Origin of the sequence: Actinomadura barringtoniae, assembly GCF_017573505.1 — a bacterium.
Classification (GTDB): domain Bacteria; phylum Actinomycetota; class Actinomycetes; order Streptosporangiales; family Streptosporangiaceae; genus Spirillospora; species Spirillospora barringtoniae.
In genome coordinates, this window is record NZ_JAGEOJ010000004.1 from 573,595 (window position 1) to 593,592 (window position 19,998).

The 19,998-nt window shown below is 69.9% G+C and carries 24 protein-coding genes and 1 pseudogene; 16 read left to right on the forward strand and 9 right to left on the reverse strand.

From position 1 onward, the window contains the following. Positions 1–138: 138 nt before the first annotated feature. The 6 genes from J4573_RS12595 to J4573_RS12620 all read left to right on the forward strand — a co-directional run bounded on the left by J4573_RS12595 (position 139) and on the right by J4573_RS12620 (position 6,167). Complete coding sequence (locus J4573_RS12595; RefSeq protein ID WP_208255567.1) at positions 139–927, forward strand: SAM-dependent methyltransferase; 789 nt, start codon at positions 139–141, stop codon at positions 925–927. Positions 928–1,343: 416 nt separating this feature from the next. Further along, on the forward strand, positions 1,344–2,705 hold the full coding sequence (locus J4573_RS12600) for an NtaA/DmoA family FMN-dependent monooxygenase (protein WP_208255568.1): 1,362 nt from the start codon (positions 1,344–1,346) through the stop codon (positions 2,703–2,705). Then, the gene (locus tag J4573_RS12605) at positions 2,702–3,853 is read left to right on the forward strand and encodes an LLM class flavin-dependent oxidoreductase (protein ID WP_208255569.1); all 1,152 of its coding nucleotides are present in this window, start codon (positions 2,702–2,704) and stop codon (positions 3,851–3,853) included. The genes J4573_RS12600 and J4573_RS12605 overlap by 4 nt, the downstream gene beginning before the upstream one ends. Then, positions 3,850–4,332 (forward strand): GNAT family N-acetyltransferase, encoded by a 483-nt coding sequence (locus J4573_RS12610; RefSeq protein WP_208255570.1) that lies wholly within the window; start codon positions 3,850–3,852, stop codon positions 4,330–4,332. Before J4573_RS12605 ends, J4573_RS12610 begins: the two co-directional genes overlap by 4 nt. After that, entirely contained in the window at positions 4,329–5,489 is a 1,161-nt protein-coding gene (locus tag J4573_RS12615; RefSeq protein ID WP_208255571.1) for an LLM class flavin-dependent oxidoreductase, read from the forward strand. The genes J4573_RS12610 and J4573_RS12615 overlap by 4 nt, the downstream gene beginning before the upstream one ends. 171 nt (positions 5,490–5,660) lie before the next feature. Next, positions 5,661–6,167, forward strand: a complete 507-nt coding sequence (locus J4573_RS12620; protein WP_208255572.1) for a flavin reductase family protein — start codon at positions 5,661–5,663, stop codon at positions 6,165–6,167. Between the two features lie 67 nt (positions 6,168–6,234). On the opposite strand, the gene J4573_RS12625 is transcribed toward J4573_RS12620, so the two are convergent. The 3 genes from J4573_RS12625 to J4573_RS12635 all read right to left on the reverse strand — a co-directional run bounded on the left by J4573_RS12625 (position 6,235) and on the right by J4573_RS12635 (position 8,281). Beyond that, the gene (locus J4573_RS12625; RefSeq protein ID WP_208255573.1) at positions 6,235–6,768 is read right to left on the reverse strand and encodes an NADPH-dependent FMN reductase; all 534 of its coding nucleotides are present in this window, start codon (positions 6,766–6,768) and stop codon (positions 6,235–6,237) included. 311 nt (positions 6,769–7,079) lie between these two features. Further along, the gene (locus J4573_RS12630; RefSeq protein ID WP_208255574.1) at positions 7,080–7,280 is read right to left on the reverse strand and encodes a hypothetical protein; all 201 of its coding nucleotides are present in this window, start codon (positions 7,278–7,280) and stop codon (positions 7,080–7,082) included. 119 nt (positions 7,281–7,399) lie between these two features. After that, a complete protein-coding gene (locus tag J4573_RS12635) occupies positions 7,400–8,281 on the reverse strand; it encodes a universal stress protein (protein ID WP_208255575.1) in 882 nt (293 codons plus the stop codon). Between the two features lie 272 nt (positions 8,282–8,553). Here J4573_RS12635 and J4573_RS12640 point away from each other — a divergent pair, with 272 nt between their 5' ends. Continuing rightward, entirely contained in the window at positions 8,554–9,243 is a 690-nt protein-coding gene (locus J4573_RS12640) for a CBS domain-containing protein (RefSeq protein ID WP_208255576.1), read from the forward strand. A gap of 63 nt (positions 9,244–9,306) precedes the next feature. Here J4573_RS12640 and J4573_RS12645 read toward each other — a convergent pair whose 3' ends face one another. Next, positions 9,307–10,356 (reverse strand): class I fructose-bisphosphate aldolase, encoded by a 1,050-nt coding sequence (locus J4573_RS12645; RefSeq protein WP_208255577.1) that lies wholly within the window; start codon positions 10,354–10,356, stop codon positions 9,307–9,309. A 244-nt stretch (positions 10,357–10,600) separates the two neighbouring features. On the opposite strand from J4573_RS12645, the gene J4573_RS12650 reads away from it, so the two are divergent. The 5 genes and pseudogenes from J4573_RS12650 to J4573_RS53915 all read left to right on the forward strand — a co-directional run bounded on the left by J4573_RS12650 (position 10,601) and on the right by J4573_RS53915 (position 13,230). Next, positions 10,601–11,185, forward strand: coding sequence for a GVDTG sorting domain-containing protein (locus tag J4573_RS12650; protein WP_208255578.1), 585 nt, complete (start codon positions 10,601–10,603; stop codon positions 11,183–11,185). A gap of 5 nt (positions 11,186–11,190) precedes the next feature. Then, on the forward strand, positions 11,191–11,811 hold the full coding sequence (locus tag J4573_RS12655; protein WP_243772940.1) for a class F sortase: 621 nt from the start codon (positions 11,191–11,193) through the stop codon (positions 11,809–11,811). Positions 11,812–11,845: 34 nt separating this feature from the next. Continuing rightward, a complete protein-coding gene (locus tag J4573_RS12660) occupies positions 11,846–12,391 on the forward strand; it encodes a flavodoxin domain-containing protein (protein WP_208255580.1) in 546 nt (181 codons plus the stop codon). Then, positions 12,312–12,905 (forward strand): annotated as a pseudogene (locus J4573_RS56660) (universal stress protein); the annotation flags it as partial. The gene J4573_RS12660 and the pseudogene J4573_RS56660, both read left to right, overlap by 80 nt. Before the next feature lie 49 nt (positions 12,906–12,954). Next, on the forward strand, positions 12,955–13,230 hold the full coding sequence (locus tag J4573_RS53915; protein ID WP_208255581.1) for a universal stress protein: 276 nt from the start codon (positions 12,955–12,957) through the stop codon (positions 13,228–13,230). A 73-nt stretch (positions 13,231–13,303) separates the two neighbouring features. Here J4573_RS53915 and J4573_RS12675 read toward each other — a convergent pair whose 3' ends face one another. From J4573_RS12675 to J4573_RS12695, 5 genes are all read right to left on the reverse strand, one after another. Further along, positions 13,304–13,903: a universal stress protein gene (locus J4573_RS12675; RefSeq protein WP_307796605.1), complete on the reverse strand. Its 600-nt coding sequence runs from the start codon at positions 13,901–13,903 to the stop codon at positions 13,304–13,306. Between the two features lie 119 nt (positions 13,904–14,022). Next, entirely contained in the window at positions 14,023–14,895 is an 873-nt protein-coding gene (locus tag J4573_RS12680) for a universal stress protein (RefSeq protein ID WP_208255583.1), read from the reverse strand. A 33-nt stretch (positions 14,896–14,928) separates the two neighbouring features. After that, positions 14,929–15,396 (reverse strand): universal stress protein, encoded by a 468-nt coding sequence (locus tag J4573_RS12685; protein WP_208255584.1) that lies wholly within the window; start codon positions 15,394–15,396, stop codon positions 14,929–14,931. Positions 15,397–15,480: 84 nt separating this feature from the next. Continuing rightward, on the reverse strand, positions 15,481–15,732 hold the full coding sequence (locus tag J4573_RS12690; RefSeq protein WP_208255585.1) for a DUF1876 domain-containing protein: 252 nt from the start codon (positions 15,730–15,732) through the stop codon (positions 15,481–15,483). Positions 15,733–15,743: 11 nt separating this feature from the next. Continuing rightward, complete coding sequence (locus J4573_RS12695) at positions 15,744–16,157, reverse strand: OsmC family protein (RefSeq protein WP_208255586.1); 414 nt, start codon at positions 16,155–16,157, stop codon at positions 15,744–15,746. 200 nt (positions 16,158–16,357) lie between these two features. Between J4573_RS12695 and J4573_RS12700 the strand changes: the two genes are divergently transcribed. From J4573_RS12700 to J4573_RS12715, 4 genes are all read left to right on the forward strand, one after another. Further along, complete coding sequence (locus J4573_RS12700; RefSeq protein WP_208255587.1) at positions 16,358–18,034, forward strand: SulP family inorganic anion transporter; 1,677 nt, start codon at positions 16,358–16,360, stop codon at positions 18,032–18,034. A gap of 116 nt (positions 18,035–18,150) precedes the next feature. After that, positions 18,151–18,567: an Hsp20/alpha crystallin family protein gene (locus J4573_RS12705; protein WP_208255588.1), complete on the forward strand. Its 417-nt coding sequence runs from the start codon at positions 18,151–18,153 to the stop codon at positions 18,565–18,567. Positions 18,568–18,732: 165 nt separating this feature from the next. After that, on the forward strand, positions 18,733–18,951 hold the full coding sequence (locus J4573_RS12710) for a V-type ATP synthase subunit E family protein (RefSeq protein WP_208255589.1): 219 nt from the start codon (positions 18,733–18,735) through the stop codon (positions 18,949–18,951). 50 nt (positions 18,952–19,001) lie between these two features. After that, positions 19,002–19,835, forward strand: a complete 834-nt coding sequence (locus tag J4573_RS12715) for a universal stress protein (RefSeq protein WP_208255590.1) — start codon at positions 19,002–19,004, stop codon at positions 19,833–19,835. Positions 19,836–19,998 lie beyond the last annotated feature (163 nt).

The following is a 19,998-nucleotide window of genomic DNA, read 5'->3' on the forward strand; positions in this document are numbered from 1 at the left end:
CGCGAGGACTGAACGTCATGCGCTGACAGCCAAGAATCGGATCACCATCAGGCAAAAATGCCGATCGCGGGGATACGGTAGGGCATATTCGATCTCTACCGATGCACGATCAGATCATCGACCGTTCAAGGACGGCCCATGCCCGAGCAGGCTCCCCCCGGAATCGACATCACCGTGGCCACCGCCGCGCGGATGTATGACTACTACCTCGGCGGCAAGGACAACTTCGCGGCCGACCGGGAAGCCGCCGATCACGTCCTGGCCGCCGCACCCGAGGTCCGCCCGATCGCCCGGGAGAACCGGCGGTTTCTGCAGCGCGGGGTCCGCTACCTGGCCGAACAGGGAGTCACCCAGTTCCTCGACATCGGCACCGGCCTGCCCACGCAGGGCAACGTGCACGAGATCGCACAGGCGCATGAGCCGAGCGCCCGGGTGGTGTACGTGGACAACGACCCGATCGTGCTCGTCCATGCCCGCGCCCTGATGGCCACCGGCTCGGCCACCCGCGTCGTGACGGCCGACCTGCGCGACCCTGACGCGGTGATGCGCGCCGCAGGCGAGCTGCTCGACCTGTCCCGCCCGTACGCGCTGCTGCTGGCGGCCGTCCTGCACTTCATCCCCGACTCAGACCACCCCCACGATGTCGTCGCCGGCTATCGTGACGCGCTCCCCCCGGGCAGCCACCTGCTGGTCTCCCACGTCACCGGCGACACCCGGCCGCAGTCCTCGGCGGGCGCGGCCGCCGCCTACACCAAAACCCGCAACCCCGCCACGCTCCGTACGGTCGAGGACATCGCCTCCTTCTTCGGCGACCTCGAACTCGTCGACCCCGGCCTGGTCCGCGTCCCGCTGTGGCGCCCCGACGCCCCCACCTCAGCCGATGCCGAGGAGATCTGGATGTACGGCGGCATCGCCCGCAAGCCCTGACCACGGAACCCCGGGAACCGATGAGCTGCCGGGGTTCGAGGACGTCGGTAAGCAGGCAAGCGCACCTTCCGCATGGCCATCTACGCCCCTTGTAGGTGACCCGACCGAACTCAGCGCAACGGCCTTCCTAAGGCACATGAAGCCTGGGCAGAGCTGATCGTCTCCCCTGGCGATGCGGTCGAGGCTTCGGGAAGCCGTCTGGCCGCCCGCCGCCTCTTGACCTCCTTACCCGCGCTGGAGAAGGCGGCACGACCAGCACTGAGTCCTACTGGAGTCGTTGGTTCGGCTTCATCATCACCGTCACCGCGGACGCCCCGTTCGACCGGGACGGCCGGTCCTCTCGCATCAGAGGTTCCTATTTTTCCTACTATTAAAGTAGGGTTAGTGACCTGTGCTATCCGGGAGGGGATCGTTTCGTGCCCGAACTCAGGCAGGTTCACCTGGCCGCACACTTCCCCGGCGTGAACAACACCACGGTCTGGTCCGATCCGCGCTCGGAGAGCCAGATCGACTTCGCCTCCTTCGCCCACCTGGCGCGGACCGCCGAACGCGGCAAGTTCGACTTCTTCTTCCTCGCCGAGGGCCTGCGGCTGCGCGAGCTGAAGGGGCAGATCTACGACCTGGACGTGATGGGCCGCCCCGAGTCGCTCACCGTCCTGTCGGCGCTCGCGGCCGTGACCGAACGGCTCGGGCTGGCGGCCACGGTCAACTCCACGTTCAACGAGCCGTACGAGCTGGCGCGACGGCTGGCGACCCTTGACCACCTGAGCGACGGGCGCGCCGCCTGGAACGTGGTGACCAGCTGGGACGCCTTCACCGGAGAAAACTTCCGGCGCGGCGGCTACCTCCCCGAGTCGCAGCGCTACGGCCGCGCGAAGGAGATGCTGGCGACCGCACGCGAGCTGTGGGACTCCTGGCGCGAGGAGGACCTGGTCGCCGATCCGGAGTCGGGGACGTTCGCCCCGCCGGGCACGGGCGAGTTCGCCCATCACAGCGACCAGTTCGACATCGCCGGCCGTTTCGGCACGCCGCGCGGGCCGCAGGGCCATCCAGTGATCATCCAGGCGGGCGACTCGGACGAGGGACGCGAGTTCGCCGCCTCCGACGCCGATGTCATCTTCAGCCGCCACGGCAAGCTGGACGAGGCCCGCGCCTTCTACCGGGACGTCAAGTCACGGCTCGCCGGATACGGGCGCCGCCCGGACGACCTGAAGATCTTCCCCGCCGTGACGTACGTGCTCGGCGACACCGAGGAGGCGGCGGCCGAGCACGCCGCGCGGATCCGGCGAGCACAGGTCGGCCCACAGACCGCGATCTCCTACGTCGAGGGTTTCTGGGGGCGCGATCTGTCGGCCTACGACCCGGACGGGCCGCTGCCCGACATCGAGCCCGACCTCGGCGAGGGTGTCTCGCGGGGCCGGGCCCAGTTCCGCGGCGACCGCGGCTCGGTCGTGCGGAAGTGGCGGGAGATCGCGGCCGAACGCGGCCTCAGCATCCGCGAGCTGGTGATCGAGGTGACCGGACGGCAGACCTTCATCGGCACGGCGCGATCGGTCGCCGACCAGATCAGCGAGTTCGTGCAGGCCGGCGCCGCCGACGGCTTCATCTTCGTGCCGCACCTGACTCCCCGCGGGCTGGACGACCTGGTGGACAAGGTCGTACCGCTCCTCCAGGAGAAGGGCGTCTACCGCGACGACTATCCGGGCTCGACTCTCCGGGAGAACCTCGGCCTCGCCGCGCCGCGCGAGGCCGCCCGCGCCGAACGGGAGGCTTCGTGACCGACCTGCATCTGGCCGCCGCGCTCGACGGGGCGGGCTGGCATCCGGCGGCCTGGCGAGACCCCGCCGCACGACCGCGCGAGCTGTTCTCCGGCCGCTACTGGGCGGAGGTCGCCCAGGAGGCGGAACGCGGGCTGCTCGACTTCGTCACCTTCGAGGACGCGCTCGGCCCCCCGCCGGGCGATCGGGCAGACCGGGTGCGGGGGCGGCTCGACGCGATGCTGCTCGCTGCCCGCGCCGCGCCGCTGACCTCGAACATCGGCCTGGTCCCGGCGACCAGCACGACGCACACCGAGCCGTTCCACGTCGCCATCGGCGTCGCGAGCCTCGACTTCGCGAGCCGTGGCCGGGCGGGGTGGCGGCCGCAGATCTCGGCGCGGCCCTCCGACGCGGCCCACTTCGGCCGCCGGACGCTGCCCGAAGATCCCGGCGAGCCGGCCGCAGAGCTTCTCGGCGAGGCCGCGGACGCCGTCGAGGTGGTGCGCAGGCTCTGGGACAGCTGGGAGGACGACGCCGAGATCCGCGACGTGGCGACGGGCCGCTTCGTCGATCGTGACCGGCTCCACTACATCGACTTCGAGGGAGCGCACTTCAGCGTCCGCGGACCGTCGATCACGCCGCGCCCGCCCCAGGGCCAGCCGCTCGTCATCGCGCTCGCGCACGGCGACCGGGCCTACGAGTTCGCGGCCGGAGGGGCCGACCTGGTCCTGGTGACCCCACGCTCGCGTGACGATGCCGTCTCCATCCTCGAGCAGGTCCGAGCCGCCGAGCGCGCCGCCCGCCGGACGCAGGACCCGTTGAAGGTCTTCGCCGATCTCGTCGTCTTCCTCGATGACGAACCGGGCGCCGCCGCCGTGCGCAAGGACCGGCTCGACGTACTGGACGGGGAGTCACTGGCCTCGGACGCCGAGATCTTCACCGGAACGCCCGCCGAACTGGCCGACCTGCTACTCGGCCTGCACGAGGCGGGCCTGAACGGCTTCCGGCTGCGGCCCGGCGTCCTCCCATACGACCTGACCGGGATCACCCGGGGCCTGGTGCCCGAGCTGCAACGCCGGAGCGTTTTCCGCACCCGATACAAGTCCCCCACTCTGCGCGGGCTCCTCGGCCTGCCCAGGCCCGCCAGCCGCTATGCGCGGGCGTCATGAGCCGGCCTTACGAGGTACGCGAGACCGACTGGGCCGATTCGGCGGGACAGGCACTGCGCAAGGCGCTGGGCGTCGAGATGGAGGAGCGCTACGCCGACCGGCTCAGCGAGGTCATGGCGGACGCGGACCGGATCGGCGCCGCGCTGGCGGTCGAGGCCGAGGACGTGGCCTACGTCGGCGTCGCCTACGACGAGCACGTCCCGGTCGGCCACGTGGCCCTGCGGCGCCGCCGCGATGAACTGGAGATCAAGCGGATGTACGTCACCCGTTCACACCGAGGCGCCGGTGTCTCGGTCGCTTTGCTGCGCGCCGTCGAGGACGCTGCCCGGGCCCGCGGGGTGACGCGGATCGTGCTGCAGACCGGCGATCGCCAACCGGACGCGGTTCGCCTTGACGAGCGTGAGGGCTACGCGCACATCCCGGTCTTCCCGCCCTACGACCTGCTGTTCTTCTCGATCTGTATGGGGAAGTCGCTATGACGACCGTGACCGGCGTTCCGCTTTCGATCCTCGACCTCGCGCCCATCCCGGCCGGTGGCACCGTCCGCGACGCCCTGCACAACACGATCAATCTGGCGCGGCGCGCGGAGGCGGCCGGATACCGTCGCTACTGGCTCGCCGAACACCATCTCGCGCCGGGCGTGGCCAGTTCCGCGCCGCAGATCCTCATCCAGGCGGTCGCCACCGCCACGACCACGCTCAGGGTCGGCTCGGGCGCCGTACAGACCGGTCACTGGACGCCGCTCGCCGTCGCGGAGCAGTTCGGCACCATCGAGGCGCTGCATCCCGGCCGGATCGACCTCGGACTGGGGCGTTCCGGGCAGCGGCGGAACGAGCCCGCCCGGCACGAGCCCGCCCGGCACGAGCCCGCCCGGCACGACGCCGCACGCGAGAGCCATGAGGTCAACGGCCTGCTCATCCCCAAGCCCTTCGACTCCCGCGTCCTGGCGAACTCCCCGCAGGTCCAGGCCATGAAGACGCTGCTGCAGCAGCCGGGCGCGCAGACCCCGGACTTCGCCGACCAGGTCGACGAGCTGGCAGCCCTGCTGGACGGCACCTACCGCTCCCCCTCCGGCCACCGGCCCGCCGTGGTCCCCGGTACGGGCGCCGATCTGGAGCTGTGGATTCTCGGCAGCAGCGGCGGGCAGAGCGCCCACGTCGCGGGCGAGCGGGGCCTGCCGTTCGCGGCCAACTACCACGTCGCCCCGGCGGCGGTGCTGGAGGCGGTCGAGACCTACCGGGCGGCGTTCAAGCCCTCCGCCGTACTGGACGAGCCGTACGTCATGGTCTCGGCGGACGTGGTCGTCGCGCCCACAGACGACGAGGCCCGGCATCTGGCCTCGCCGTATCCGCTCTGGGTGCACAGCATCCGCAGTGAGCTGGCCGCGATCCCCTACCCCACCCCCGAACAGGCCGCCGCCCATCAGTGGACGGACGAGGCGTGGGCCCTGGTCCAGGACCGCGTTGACACCCAGCTCGTCGGCTCCCCGGAGACCGTCGCCGAACGCCTCGACACCCTTCAATGGGTCACCGGCGCCGACGAGCTCCTGGTCACCACGATCACCCATGACCACACCGACCGGGTCCGCTCGTTCGAGCTGCTCGCGCGGCACTGGCGCGCCCGGCGGTCCGGCTGAGCGGGCGGCGGGGACGGCCGGGTGAGGATCATTACCAACTTAACCTATTGACTTAATAGGGAATTTTGGACATGCTCGCTGGTGAGCGATGTGATCACAGGCGCTCGTCGCGATCAGCAGCTCGCCGGCACCGATGGAGGTTCAGCCATTGCGTTCGGAAGGTACGTCGCCATGACCGAGATCCAGCCCGGCCGCGTGCTGGACACCACGCGGTTCCGCCAGGCCCTTTCCCTGCACGCCGCCGGGGTCGTCGTCATCACGGCGTCGTCCGGCGGTTCACCGACCGGGCTGACCGCGACGTCCTTCTCCTCCGTGAGCCTGGAGCCGCCCCTGGTGTCCTTCAATGTGGACCGTTCCTCCACGACATGGCCCGCGCTCGGCGCCGCCGACCGTTTCGCCGTCAACATCCTGGCCGGCGACCAGGCGGAGCTGGCAGCGCGCTTCGCGCGGCGCGGCGTCGACCGGTTCGCCCCGCCCACCTCCTGGCGCGCGGACGAGCACGACACCCCAGTGCTCGACGGCGCCTGCGCCCACCTGTTCTGCTCCCCGTACGCGACCATCGACATCGGCGACCACATCCTCGTCGTCGGCCTGGTGATCGACGCCGACCTGCTCACCGGCGGCCGCCCGCTGCTCTACCACCGCGGCCGGTTCGGCCGCTTCCTGCCCCATGAGTGATCGACCTGCCCCATGAGTGATCGACGACCCGGCCCCGCGACCGAGTCGTCCATTGGCGGCGAGCGTCTCAGCGAGAGGTGAGCGTCTCGGACGTGAGCGCGCTCGTCACCTGGGGCGCGACACGGTCAGCCCAGGCGCCGAGCAGTTCCTCTGCCTGCGGGAGCTGCGATTCGAGCAGGAACGCGCCAGGGGTGGGGACCTGCGCTCCCAACTCCAGCAGGAGCGGCCGTAGATGCACCTCCACGGCCAACGCATGCTTGGCGTCCCCCATCACCAGCAACGGCAGGGCGACTGTCGAGGCCAAGGCTCCCGTGGGGACGAGGTCGAGGAACGCCTTGAGCAATCCCGTGTACGTTCCCTTGTAGGTCGGGCTCGCCACCACGAGCACGTCCGCACCACGGACCAGGTCCAACGACACCTCGACGGCGGCCGCCGGAGTGGCGGCCAGCAGGTGGGGCGCCACAGCGGACAGGTCGACGATCTCATCGGCCGCCGTGTGCCCGATCCGGTCGGCGATGGCCTGCGCGGCCTGGCGTGCCACCTGGTGCGTACGCGACCCTGCCCGCGGGTTCCCCACGAGCGTGACGAGGCTCTTGGCCATCAGAGTCTTCCTCCACATCGACCTGACGCGTCACCGCCGCCCGGCCCGTTCAACGGCGAGCCGGACCAGCTCGGACTCGGTGAGTTCGTATCGGTTCATCACTGTCGGCGGCGGTGAATACACGTGCACGCTCACCCCGGCCGAACGCAAGGCTCAGCGACACAGGTCGCTCGCCTGCCGCCGGAAGTCGACGTGCAGGCGCGACCACAGAGAGAGGTCCCGAAGCATGGGACCAGCATGGGCCGAATTACCTACTAAGTCAATCTGAATAGTTTGCAACTTGGAGGGCCGTGCCACTGGCCTCCCGCGCGTCAGCCGGACGCGCGGACCAGATCGTTGATCTCGGCCAGGACGGTCGGCCACCCGGACGCGCCGGTCGATGAGGCCGTTGGCATAGAACAGGTCGGCGGCATGCTGCTGCTCGGCGACACACGCTGGGCCTCTTCCAGGTGGGGCACGCGGAGCCGGCGCGGGATGTCCGCTTCGTTGATCCAGCCGAGTCCTTGCCACATCTGCACGCACCGGCGGCCGGTTGCGTGAGGACTCGGCCAGACCTCTTTCAGGATGGCTCTGGCAGATTCGGTCGGATAGAGCCGAATGCCCTGCGGAGATGGGGACGTTGGGCGCATCCCTAGCCGTGGTGTTCGGGCACGATCGTCATGGGGCAGGGCGTGTTGTGCAGCACGGTGCGTGTGACGGCTCCGAGCAGTTCCTGCGGGGCGGCGCCAAGGCCACGGTTGCCGACGACGAGGAGCGTTGCGCCGCGCGCGATGTCTGTGAGGGCCTGCTGCGGTTTGCGCATGACGAATCTCGTCTCGGCCGAGACTTTCGGGTGTTTGTCCTTCGCGCGCGAGACCGCCTGCTCGAACTTGCCCTTCACGTTGCTCTTGAGTGCCTCGGGGTCGGTGAAGGGGACGTTGTCGGGGCCGGACATCGCGCTCGGATCCCACCAGGCGCAGACAGCGGTGACGGGGAGGTCGCGGAGTTCGGCTTCGGCGAAGGCGAAGTCCAGAGCCGCCTCGCTGGCGGGCGAGCCGTCCACACCCGCGACGATCCGTACCCCGTCGCGTCGGGGCGCGAGTTCGCCAGGCGGCACGACGATGACGGGCCGGTCGGCGTGAGCGGGCACCTGGGCGGCCGCCGATCCCACGCGGAGGTCGTCGAACCCGCCGGTGCCCCGGGTGCCGAGCACGATCAGCTCGGCGTCGCGGGCGGCCCCGAGCAGCGCGGCGGGCGCGGTCCCGCGTTTGAGAAGGGGGCGTACGTCGAGCCCGTCGGCCAGCTCGTGGGCGCGGCGTACCCCGGCCTCGACCACCGCCTGCCCCATGCCGTGGACGATCTCAAGGGCCTGCGCGTCCTGTTGCCGGAAGGGATACGGCCAGTTCCAGGCATGGCAGACGAGCAACGGACGTTCTCGCAGCCGAGCCTCGTCGACCGCCCATCGCAAGGCCCGATCGCTGGGGAACGAGGCGTCGTAGCCGACCAGGATGGGGCGATTGGAATCCGCGTTCACGGCTCTGCTCCTCTCGGCTGGGACACGACTTCAATCTGCCTGAGCGGCGACCGCTGCGGACAGGGGCGTTGGGGCAGCCCTACCGGGGCCTTGGCCTCTGATCTCACCGTGTCTCCTGCCGGTCACCGGCCCCATCCGGGGACCTTCGTCCCGGAGCCGAGGACCTCGGGCCGATGGCCTGGCGCTGGCTCCGGTCAGAGGCTGTGATCAGGCTTATTCACCGAATGCGCAGTTGGGAGACGTCGATGTTGCGGCCCAGGGTTGAGGAGGTCATGACCAGTGATGTCGCGACGGTGCAGGCCGACGCGACGTTCCGGGACATCGTGGCCATGCTGGAGAAGCGCCGTATCAGCGGATTGCCCGTCATCGATGGCGGACGCCGCGTGCTGGGCGTCGTGTCCGAGTCCGACCTCCTCGTCAAGGAGGCCGCCGAGCCACTCCCCGGTGAGTCCCCGTACGCCGAGCACCAGGCGGTGTGGCGGGGTCGCCGGCACCGTTTGGAGAACGCCAGGGCGCGAGGCGGAACGGCCGGCGAGATCATGAGCACGCCCGCAGTGACCATCGCCGCGGGGGCCACGATCATCGAGGCGGCGCGGCTGCTCACCCGGCACGGCGTCAACCGGCTCCCGGTGGTGGACGCCGACGGGCGGCTGGCCGGCATCGTCAGCCGCGCCGATCTGCTGCGCGTCTTCACCAAGCCGGACGAGGTGATCCGCCGCCAGGTGATCGAGGAAGTGATCCAGCGGAGCCTGTGGCAGGACCCGGGGAAGGTCGAGGTCGAGGTCCGCGACGGAGTCGTCACCCTGCGCGGGCAGCTCGACGTCTCGAGCAACGTGACGCTCGCGACGCAGCTGACCGAGGCCATCGACTCCGTGGTCGCCGTGCACAACGAGCTGACCTTCGAACACGACGACATCAAGCACAAGATCGACCCACAGTCCCTGCGCCATCGGGACCGATAGTCAGCGTTCCCCGGCCGCCCTGCTGGCGTCGGCGGCCGGGACGCTATCAAGCGATCGTGCCGGTCAGGCGATGGTGATGGCCTCGTCAAGGTAGACGTCCTGCACGGCGTTGATGAGTTCCACGCCCTCGGCGAGCGGGCGCTGGAAGGACTTGCGGCCGACGATCAGACCCATGCCGCCGGCTCGTTTGTTGATCACTGCGGTGCGTACGGCCTGGGCGAGGTCGCCCTGGCCGCCCGAGGCGCCGCCGGAGTTGATGAGACCGACCCTGCCCATGTAGCAGTTGGCGACCTGCCAGCGGGTGAGATCGACGGGATGGTCGGTGGTGAGCTCGTCGTACACCCGGTCGTCGGTCTTGCCGAATCCCAGGGCCCGGAAGCCACCGTTGTTCTCGGGCTGCTTCTGCTTGACGATGTCGGCCTCGACAGTGGCGGCCAGATGGTTGGCCTGCCCGGTGAGGTCGGCGCTGACGTGGTAGTCGACGCCGTCCTTGTTGAACGCGCTGTTGCGCAGGTAGGCCCAGAGCACCGTGAACATGCCCAGCTCGTGGGCGCGCGCGAACGCCTCTCGCACCTCCTGGAGCTGACGCATGCTCTCGGGCGCGCCGAAGTAGACGGTGGCGCCGACCGCGACCGCGCCCAGGTCGAAGGCCTGCTTGACCGAGGCGAACATGACCTGGTCATAGGTGTTGGGATAGGTCAGCAGCTGGTTGTGGTTGAGCTTGGCGATGAACGGGATCCGGTGGGCGTACCGGCGTGACGTCATGCCGAGCACCCCCACCGTGCTGGCAATGGCGTTGCAGCCTGCGTCGATCGCCAGGTCGCAGAGGCCAGCCGGATCGAAGTAGGCGGGGTTCGGCGCGAACGACGCTGCCGCGGAATGCTCGACGCCCTGGTCCACCGGCAGGATCGACAGGTATCCGGTGCCCGCCAGCCGCCCGCTGTCGAAGACGTGGCGCAGGTTGCGCAGAACGGCCGGTGGCCTATCGGTCATCACCAGCACCCGGTCGATGAAGTCGGGACCCGGCAGCGATAGCCGCACCTGCGGAATGGTCGTGCATTCGTGGGCGAGCAGGGATTGTGCCTCCTCGCCCAGCAGTTCCTTGAGTTCCATCCCCTCAGCATTTGTTTCCCGGCCGAGAAGCCCAATCGGCCGAAGGTCCTGCGAGCGACGGGCAAAGGGCCCCGTGGCCGCCAAGGCGCGCTGCGAACCCTCATGGACCGATGGGAACTCCGCCGATGACCAAGGTCCCCGCGCTCTGCGTTCCTACGCCCCTAACCCTTCACGGCACCGCGAATTCAACTGGAGTTGACGACACCGGAGGCCGCCTCCGGGGCCAAGCGAAGGGAAGCACGCGATGTTCATTCTCAGTTCAGCGGCCGCGGTGGCCCTCGCAGGCTCCCTGGTGCTCGGTATACCTGCCGACCCCACGCCCGCCACACCCGGCACGTTGCCGCCGGCCACACCGCCGGCCTCTCCCCCGACAACGCCGCCGACCTCTCCGCCGACGACGCCCCCCACCAACCCGACCAAGGCGACGGTGGCGGTCAGCCCGGCCTCTGTGACCACCGAGAGCACTCCGCTGTCGGTGACGTTCACCTGCCCGAGCGGCACCGACACCGCCTGGGTCACCTCCAACGCCTTCGGGAAGATGCCCGCCAAGGGCAACAACGAGGTCGGCGTGCGCACTCTCTCGGGCCTGTCCCCCGGCCGGTACTCGGTCAAGTTGCTGTGCGACGGCACGACGATCAGCGCGACCACCTGGCTCCAGGTCGTCGGGCAAGGCGGGACGCCGGGTCCGACACCGTCCGGGCCGCCCCAGACGGGTGGCGGCAGCACCGCTCAGCCTGACCGCGCCCTCTATCTGACCGGGCTGGGCCTGCTCGGCCTCAGCGCCGTCGCAGGCACCCTGGCATGGCGCCGGCGCCGCGGAGGGCGGTGACTGACATGCGCACGCGGGGCGGCGTCTGGCTGCCCATGGCAGCAGGCGCTCTCATCATCGGGCTGGCCTTGGTCGTCTTCGGCTTGGGCCGGTTGCACTCACCGACCGGGAGTCCGGGCGGCACTCGCACCGGTGAGTCGCCGCGCGCCGCCGCCCCGCTGCCGAGATCTGCCCCGGTGCGGATCCAGGTCCCGGCCATCGGGGTCAGCGCGCCCGTCCTGGCGCTGGGCCTCAACCCGGACCAGACGGTTCAGGAGCCATCGCTGTCACAGCCGTCCCTGACCAGCTGGTATCGGCTCGGCCCGGCACCGGGCGAGCGCGGACCGGCCGCGTTCTTCGGCCACATCGACACTCGGGCGAGCGGCCCCGCGGTCTTCTACCGGCTCGGGCAGCTCACGCCAGGCGCCCAGGTAAGGATCGCGCGCCGGGACGGGGTGACCGCGGTCTTCCAGATCACCGCGGTGGAGCAGGTCCCCAAGAGCCGCTTCCCCACCCAGCGGGTCTATGGAATGACGGCCGAGCCCACCATCAGGCTCATCAGCTGCGGCGGCGACTTCAACCGCGCGACGGGCCACTACAACGACAACATCATCGCCTACGGCGTCCTCACCGGGAGCACCGGCTGAATGACCAGCCCGCCCCGGCCGGAAGGAGCGGATCATGACCATTCTCGTCGGATACGCCAGCGCCCATGGCTCCACCCGCGGCATCGCGGAACGCATCGCCGCCAAGCTGGCCGGCAGCGGGCATGACGCGGAGGTACAGAACCTCTGCCAGATCGACCGCCTCAGCGAGTACGACGCGTACGTGCTCGGCAGCGCCGTCCACAACCGGGCTTGGCTGATCGAAGCGACCGAGACCGTCATGGCCGGCCGGGAGATGCTCCGGCACCGACCGGTCTGGCTGTTCAGCGTCGGCATGCCCGCCGCCCTCCGCGGCCCTTGGCGCGTGTTCGCCGACAAGGAGGAGCCGATGGTCTCCGCCCGGCTGCGGGAGGCCATCGCGCCGCGTGAACATCGGCTCTTCTCAGGGGTCTTCAGGCCGGAGCACATCTCGTTCTTCGGCCGTGTCCTGTTCAGGGCCATGGGGTGCCGGTACGGCGACTATCGCGATTGGGAGGCCATCGATGCATGGGCAGAGGCCATCGCCCGGCAGATCACAGCTGAGAATCCCCGCCCGCGGACGGGCGGGGTCGGTCCCGCATGAGCCACCGCCGTGGCCGTGGCACGAGCCAGGCCTCCTCGTCGGCTACGACGGCACGGACGGCGCCCGCCGCGCACTGCGCTGGGCGCTGATCGACGCCCGCCTCCGGCACTGCGGCGTCACCGCGTGCATGGTGTGGGGCCGGCCACCGGACGTCGGCATCGACGACCTGACCGCAGAGCTGTTCCGGCGGCGGGCGAGCCGCATGCTGAACGAGGGCCTGCGCATGGGCCGCAACTGGGAGCAAGGGATCCCCTTGCACCCGCGGCTGATGCGGGGATTTCCGGTGACCCAGTTGCGGCACGCCTCGCGGCACGGCGAGCTCCTGGTCGTGGGCTCCCAGGGCCACGGCGCCATCAACGGGCTGCTGCTGAGCTCGGTGAGTGCCGGCGTAGCCGCCCACGCCTCATGCCCGGTCGTCATCGTCAGGCGGCCTCCTGCACGGCTCAAGAGCAGTCCGATCGTCGTGGGATTCGACGGATCGGCACCGGCCGCCGCCGCCCTGCGAGTCGCCTTCACCGAGGCCGCCCTGCGCGGAGCGCCGCTGAGGATCGTGCACGCCAAACGTGCCCAGAAGGGGCGCAGGCTCGCCCTCGGACGCCTTCGACCTCCACCACGAGGTCGCCCGGCTGTGTGCCGAGTACCCGACGGTCGAACCACGAGGCCTGCTGGTCGCCGAGGACCCCGCGAAGGCTTTGATACAGGCGGCCGGTCACGCCCGCATGCTGGTCGTCGGCTCGCGCGGAGCGGGCGGCGTGCGCGGCCTCGCCCTAGGTTCGGTCAGCCAGCGTCTGGTCCGCCACTCCCCCTGCACCCTCATCGTCGCGCACGCGAACCAGTAGCCACCGGTGCTAGGAGGCCAGTAGACGCGCGTGCGCAATGAATGACGCACGCGTGCCGTCAGCACGCCTTCGGTCATCGGCCTGGCAGCCATAAGGTCCTCGGCAGGTAGCCCCGGGTCAGCGACTCGACCATCTGCCAGGCGTGCACGACTCGCAATCTCGCTCCACGAATCGAGGCGGCGTCGAAGGCGTACCGCAGTGCCTCGTCCGCGTTCTTCACCAGATCGATCCCCACCACCGCCTCGCTCCGCGAGGCCCTTTCTTCCCCGCGCACGATCACAACCGGGCCGGCGGCATGGGCAGCGCCCAGGCCGACGGAGCCGAGCAGCATGCTGGCGAATCCGCCGCGACCGCGATGACCGAGCACCATCGCGAAGGCGCGTTCGGACCGTTCGCGCAGCGCGGGGCCGATCCTGTCGGTGACCAGCCCGGCCGACACCACGATGTCGGCCCTGCACTCGCGCGCCATCTCTTCGGCCCGCGCGGAGCACCCGCTCACCGCCTTGGTGATCGCCGCGGTCGCCTCGGGAGGCGTGAACAGCGAGGCGGTCTCGTGCCAAGGCTCGAGCACGTGCACCAGGTGAAGCGGCAATCCCCTCAGCGCCGCTTCGTCAGCTCCCCATGCGACGGCGCGGCCGGCATCGGTCGAGCCGTCACCCGACGACGATCGGATCGGACATCTGCCTCAGCTCCTCGTGGCCGTTGGCTGCCCGCACCGTGAAAGGTGCGCCACCACCTACGCTCGTTCCGAGCCGCGATGGTGGCCCCGCCCCGGCTTCCGACTCGCCTCACTCAGGAAGGGCGCATGGAGGGTGCGATGGCCACTGAGCAGGGGGCGTGCTGTAGCAACGCCGTACTCGTAGCCCCGAGCAGCATGGGTTTGATCCCGCCGCCTCCACGGCTCCCGAGCACGATGAGGCCGGCGGCACCCGCGGCCGCCATCAGCGACTCTCGCGGGCCTTCGAGCATGAGCGAGGTCTCGGCCTCCACATGGGGGTACTTGACTCGCCACGGTGCGACGGTCCGCTCAAGGAGTTCCCCACAGGAGCGCTTGAGCTGGTCCTCGTCCGCGAAGAGGGCGATCTCGGTGCGCGCCACCGCCCCTGGGTCCCAGCAGCCGTGGACGGCCTGGAGCCGCCAACCGCGCAGCGCCGCCTCTTCGAAGGCGAGAGCCAACGCGGCATCGCCGCCGGCAGAGCCGTCCACGCCCACGACCACCCGCTCGTGGCGGTCACCCGGTTCGCGCACGACGACGACGGGACGCCGGGAACGGGCCGGGAGCTGCAGCGCGGTCGAGCCGAGCACGACCTCATCCCGCTCATGGACACCACCGCCATGTGCACCGACGACGATCACTTCGGCGTCGAGGGACTCGTGCATGAGGGCCGCGTAGGCGGGGCCGTCCATCAGTCGCTTGTGGACGGTGAGCGAGGGCGCCAGCCGCCGGGCCCGGGCCACGCCCTGGTCGAGCAGGTGCTCCCCCATGCGGCGGACGACATGCTCGATGTCGTAGTCGATGTAGCTGATCGGGAAGGGCCACCGCCAGCAGTGGCACACGAGAAGGTCGCGTCCTCTCAGCCGCGCCTCTTCGACCGCCCAGCGCAAGGCGGCCTCTCCTTCGTCTGTGCCGTCATAGCCGACGAGCACGTTGGGATAGGTGACCATGGTCTCCTCCCCTCAACTCGGCTCCGTGCCGCCTCATCGGGCTCCGGTGACGGCCACGGGGCAATGCGAATGATGAAGAATGCCGTGACTCACCGACCCCAGGGGGAAGTGGAACCACCCGTGGCCGTGGGTCCCGACGACCACGAGATCGGCTTCCTGCGACGCCTCGGTGAGCGCGAGGACGGGATGGACCGATGGAGTCTCCTCGACGACATCGACCTCCGGATGGCGATCGCGCCATGGCTCGATGGCCTTGGCCATCTCCTGGACGAGCCGTTCTCGGGCCGCCTCGCCGGCGGTCGCGAGAAGCCGTTCACCGTCGCTGATCACCATGGCGGCGGCCTCGCCGATGGCCGCCGAAGGAGCCAGGTGGGCCCACGGCTGGAGCAAATGCACGATGTGCAACGGCAGGCCACGGAAAGCCGCCTCAACGGCGGCCCATTCCACCGCACGAGTCGCGGGGACCGAACCGTCGGTCCCGACGATGACGGGCTTTGTCATCGTGGCTCACCTCGAGTGAAGCTCGTGCCTGCCTGCTCGTGCCTGCCTGCTTGTGCGCACACCTGCTCGCGGCCGCCTGACCGCTCAGGCCGGACCCGCGAGGTGGGCGATGTCGCTGCTGGCGACACCGTGCAAGCGGCTCGCCAGGTCGGCGAGGGCACGGCTGACCGCGAGCTCGTCGCCGATCTCCGGGACGGGCCGGTCGGCCGGGTTGCGGCGTGCGGCGCCCTTCCCGGTCACCCGGGACCCGCCGTCCGCGACGAGCACGGCGCGCGCACGGGTGGTGGTCTCGTCCTCGGTGATGTAGATCGACACCGACCATTCCTTGGCTTCCATGGTGGTCTCCTTCACGCGGCCACGACGTCCGTCGTGACTTCGGTCTCGATCACGGGAGGCCGGGCCAGGCTGTTCTTCACCGTGCAGCCGTCGACGGCGGCGAGCAGACCGGTGAGCAGGTCGTCCGACAGCCGAAGCGGTGTGTGCAGGACCAGGCGGACCCTCGTCACCCGTGCGGGTCGCGCACAGCTCGTGGCGAAGTCGGCCGAGACCCGCAGCCCCTCCGAAGGCTGCCCGTGCGCCGCCAGGTACTGACGTCCGTAGTGAGCGGCGCAACCCGCCAGGCTCGCCACGAACAGCTCCACCGGGGTCGGACCGTGGTTCTCGCCTCCCGCGGAATATGGCTGATCCACGTGAACGACGTGATCGCGGATCAGGATCGCGAATTCGTCGTTCTGCCGGTGGATCACCGTGATGGCGTTCATCGGTCGCCTCCTTCTCGACGGCTCGCAGGGGGCGTCGCTTCCCTCACCTTCAGGTTCTCCCCGCGCGGTTACCGCAGGTAGAGGGCCAAAGTCCCGGATCGACGGTCCTTAAGGAACAACGCCGCCCGCCCGTGCTCGGCTCCCGTGGACCACATCTGTCGGGCTTGCGGCGTGGATGGGTCTGCTGGCACGTTGCGGCGATGAGCGGTATCGCACGTCTCGCCCCTGGGGTCGAGGTCCTGCGCGGCTATCGGCGCGACTGGCTGGGCGGCGATCTGACCGCGGGCGTCACGGTGGCGGCCTACCTGGTTCCGCAGGTGATGGCTTACGCCGTCATCGCCGGGCTGCCACCGGTGGCGGGATTGTGGGCGATGGTGCCATCACTGCTGCTGTACGCGGTCTTCGGGTCCTCAAGGCTGCTGTCGGTCGGGCCCGAGTCGACGACGGCCCTCATGACGGCGACGGTCGTGGCGCCGCTCGCCGGCGGGGACCCGCAGCGGTACGCGGAGCTGGCCGCCACCCTGGCGATCGTCGTGGGGCTGGTGTCGCTGGTCGCGTGGTGCCTGCGGCTGGGCTTCGTCGCCGACATGCTCTCCTATCCGATCCTGGTCGGCTACATGACCGGCGTCGCGTTGATCATGATGGCCGGGCAGCTCGGCAAGGTCACCGGCGTGCCGGTGCACGGCTCGGGCTTCTTCGCCGAACTCGCGTCGTTCGGCAAAGGCCTGGCAGAGACCCAAGCGGCGACCTTGGCGCTCGCCGCGGCCGCGCTGGTCTTCCTCTTCGCCATCCAGCATTGGTTTCCGCATTGGCCGGGACCGCTGCTGGCCATGCTGCTCGCCACCGGGACGGTGGCGGTCTTCGGGCTCGACCACGCCGGGGTCGCCCTGGTCGGGGACATCCCCGCCGGCCTGCCTCGCCCTGCGCTTCCCCCGGCATCCGACGTTCGCGACCTGGTGCTGCCGGCGTTGGGGGTGCTGATCGTCGGCTACACCGACAACGTGCTGACGGGCCGCGCGTTCGCCGCGCGCAGCGGCGGGCGGCAGGTGGACCCGACCCAGGAACTACTCGCGCTGGGGCTGGCGAACGCCGGTGCCGGGCTGTTTCGTGGCTTCCCCGTAAGCAGCAGCGGCAGCCGTACCGCGATCATCGCCGCGTCCGGCGGCCGCAGCCAGGCCGGTTCACTGGTGGCCTTCGGCTGCGTCGTCTGCGTTCTGTTGTTCCTGCATCCCCTGCTCGCTCAGTTTCCGCTCGCGGTGCTCGGTTCGATCGTCATCTACGCGGCGGTCCGGCTCATCGACGTCGCGGGGTTCCGCAAGCTCGCCCGATTCCGCTGGAGCGAGCTGCTGCTGGCCATCGCGGCCCTGTGCGGCGTCCTGGCCTTCGACATCCTCTACGGCATCCTGGTCGCGGTCGGGCTGTCGGTGGCCGACCTGCTGCGGCGGGTGGCACGGCCGCACGACGCCGTTCTCGGGCTCGTGCCAGGCCTGGCAGGCATGCACGACGTGGACGACTATCCGGCGGCCAGCACGATCCCCGGCCTGCTCGTCTACCGCTACGACTCGCCGTTGTTCTTCGCCAACGCCCAGGACTTCGCGCGGCGGGCCAGGAAAGCGATCGAACAGCAGGACGTCCCGGTGGAGTGGTTCGTGCTGAACGTCGAAGCCAATGTCGAGGTCGACATTACGGCGCTGAACGCCGTGGAGGACCTGCGCGCCGATCTCACCGGTCGTGGGGTCACCTTCGCGCTCGCACGCGTCAAGCAGGACCTCATGGACGACCTCAAGGCGTTCGGCATCGCGCAGGCCATAGGCCCTGACCTGCTCTTCCCCACCCTCCCCACCGCCGTCGAGGCGTTCCGGAACCGGCGGTCCTGATCCGGTTCAGGTCGGGACCAACGACTCATGCGACTGGGAAGTCCGGCCCTGCGCGGCGGCTCGGCGGCGACGTGGACTGGAAAGTGAAGGAGTACCCCTGGAAAGGGAGGCCTCAAATGAGCGCACTGGAACGCTGGGAGCCGCGCACGCTGTTCCCTGACCTGTTCGAATGGCTGGAGTCGCCGTTCGGCATGACCCGTCCGATCATGGGACCGGGCATGCGGATCGAGCACTTCACCGAGGCGGGCGAGTACGTGATCCGCGCCGAGCTGCCCGACCTCGACCCCGACAAGGACGTCGAGATCACCGTCTCCGGTGGCGTGCTGCGCATCCACGCGGAACGGCACGAGGAGAAGAAGGAGGACCGGCGGACCGAGTTCCGCTACGGGTCGTTCACCCGCTCGATGATCCTGCCCGCGGACGTCAAGATCGACGATGTCAAGGCCGCCTACGACAAGGGCATCCTCACCGTCAGGATCCCGATGCCGAAGGCCGTCAAGCAGGAGACCAAGCGCATCTCCATCGACAAGTGAATCCCCCGATGAGCCCTCGGAGAAGAGGGAAGGGGAACCCGGTCCTTGTGCGGGGGCCGGGTTCCTTCCATGTCGTGACCAAGGCCCCTAGGGCACGTCCGATCCGCGATCGACGCTGGAAGGTGGAGGCCGCGACCGCGCGGCCGCTTGCCGAGGGAGGCCGTCATGGCCAGACAGATCATGGTCGGCTACGGGACCGTTTCGAACGCCGCGCTGGAACAGCGGCTCCACGTGCTCGAGGCGCGAGTCGACGTGCTGACCGAAGCGCTCCGGCTCATCGCGGCCGGCCTGGAGGGCACTCCGTTCGACGAGCCTGACAGGCAGACGTGTGCCGTCGCCGCTCGCATCGCGCGAGAACTTCTCATCACGCAGTCCACCGCATGACCGGTTGGAGAGAGACCATGACTCACGATGCCCGTCGAGGTTCTGCGGCCGTGGTCGTCGGAACCGACGGCTCACCGCAAGCCGACCGTGCCGTCGTCTGGGCGGCCGCGGAGGCCGTACGCGGGCACCGGCCTCTGCACATCGTCCACGTCGTGGAGGACCAGCTCCTCATCGGCCCGGATCGGATCATGCCCGGGATACGGCAGCGAATGGTGGACCGGAGCCTGCAGATCCTCATGGAGGCGCAGGCTCTGGCGGTGCAAGCCGACGAGCGGCTGGTCGTCGAGACGCGTCTGGTGCACGATCGAACGCCCCGCGCGGGGATCGGCGCGCATTCGTCCGACGCCCACGAGGTCGTCGTCGGTCATCGCGGGATCGGTGGCTTCGCCGAGCTGCTGCTCGGGTCCACCGGCCTCCTGCTGGCCGGCCACCTCCCCCTGCCGGTGGTGATCGTGCGCGGCGAGGAGGACGCACCGGCCGACACTGTCGTGGCGGGCATCGACCTCACCGACCCGCCCGAGACCGTTCTCGAGTACGCGTTCGCAGCGGCGGCCGAGCGGGAGGCGCGGCTGCACGTCGTGCACGCCTGGCGGCCCGCTCCCCTCGCCGCGGCGGCGGGAGCCGATCTCAAGGCCGCTCAGACGATGTTCAGCGACCATGTGGCGGCCGCGCTGGTGCTCTGGCGTGAGCGCCATCCGCAGGTGAAGGTGACCGAGGACGTCGTGCAAGGCCATCCCGCGGAGACGCTCGTGGGTTGCTCCGCCCATGCCGATCTGGTGGTCGTCGGCTACCGGACGCACGCCGGGCCTCACCTCGGATCTGTCAGCCACGGCGTCATCCATCACGCGCACTGCCCCGTCGCCGTCGTCCGGCCACGCTCTTGAAGGGCGGCCGGGAACGCGAAAGAGCCGGTGACCGCGACGCGGTCACCGGCTCTTTCGGTCGTGGTCACTTTTCGGTCGTGGTCACTTGAGAAACGCGAACCGCCGGATCAGCGGGAGCTTGCCCCACCAGCGGCCGAGCCCCAGGGTGTCGCCCGCGCTGACC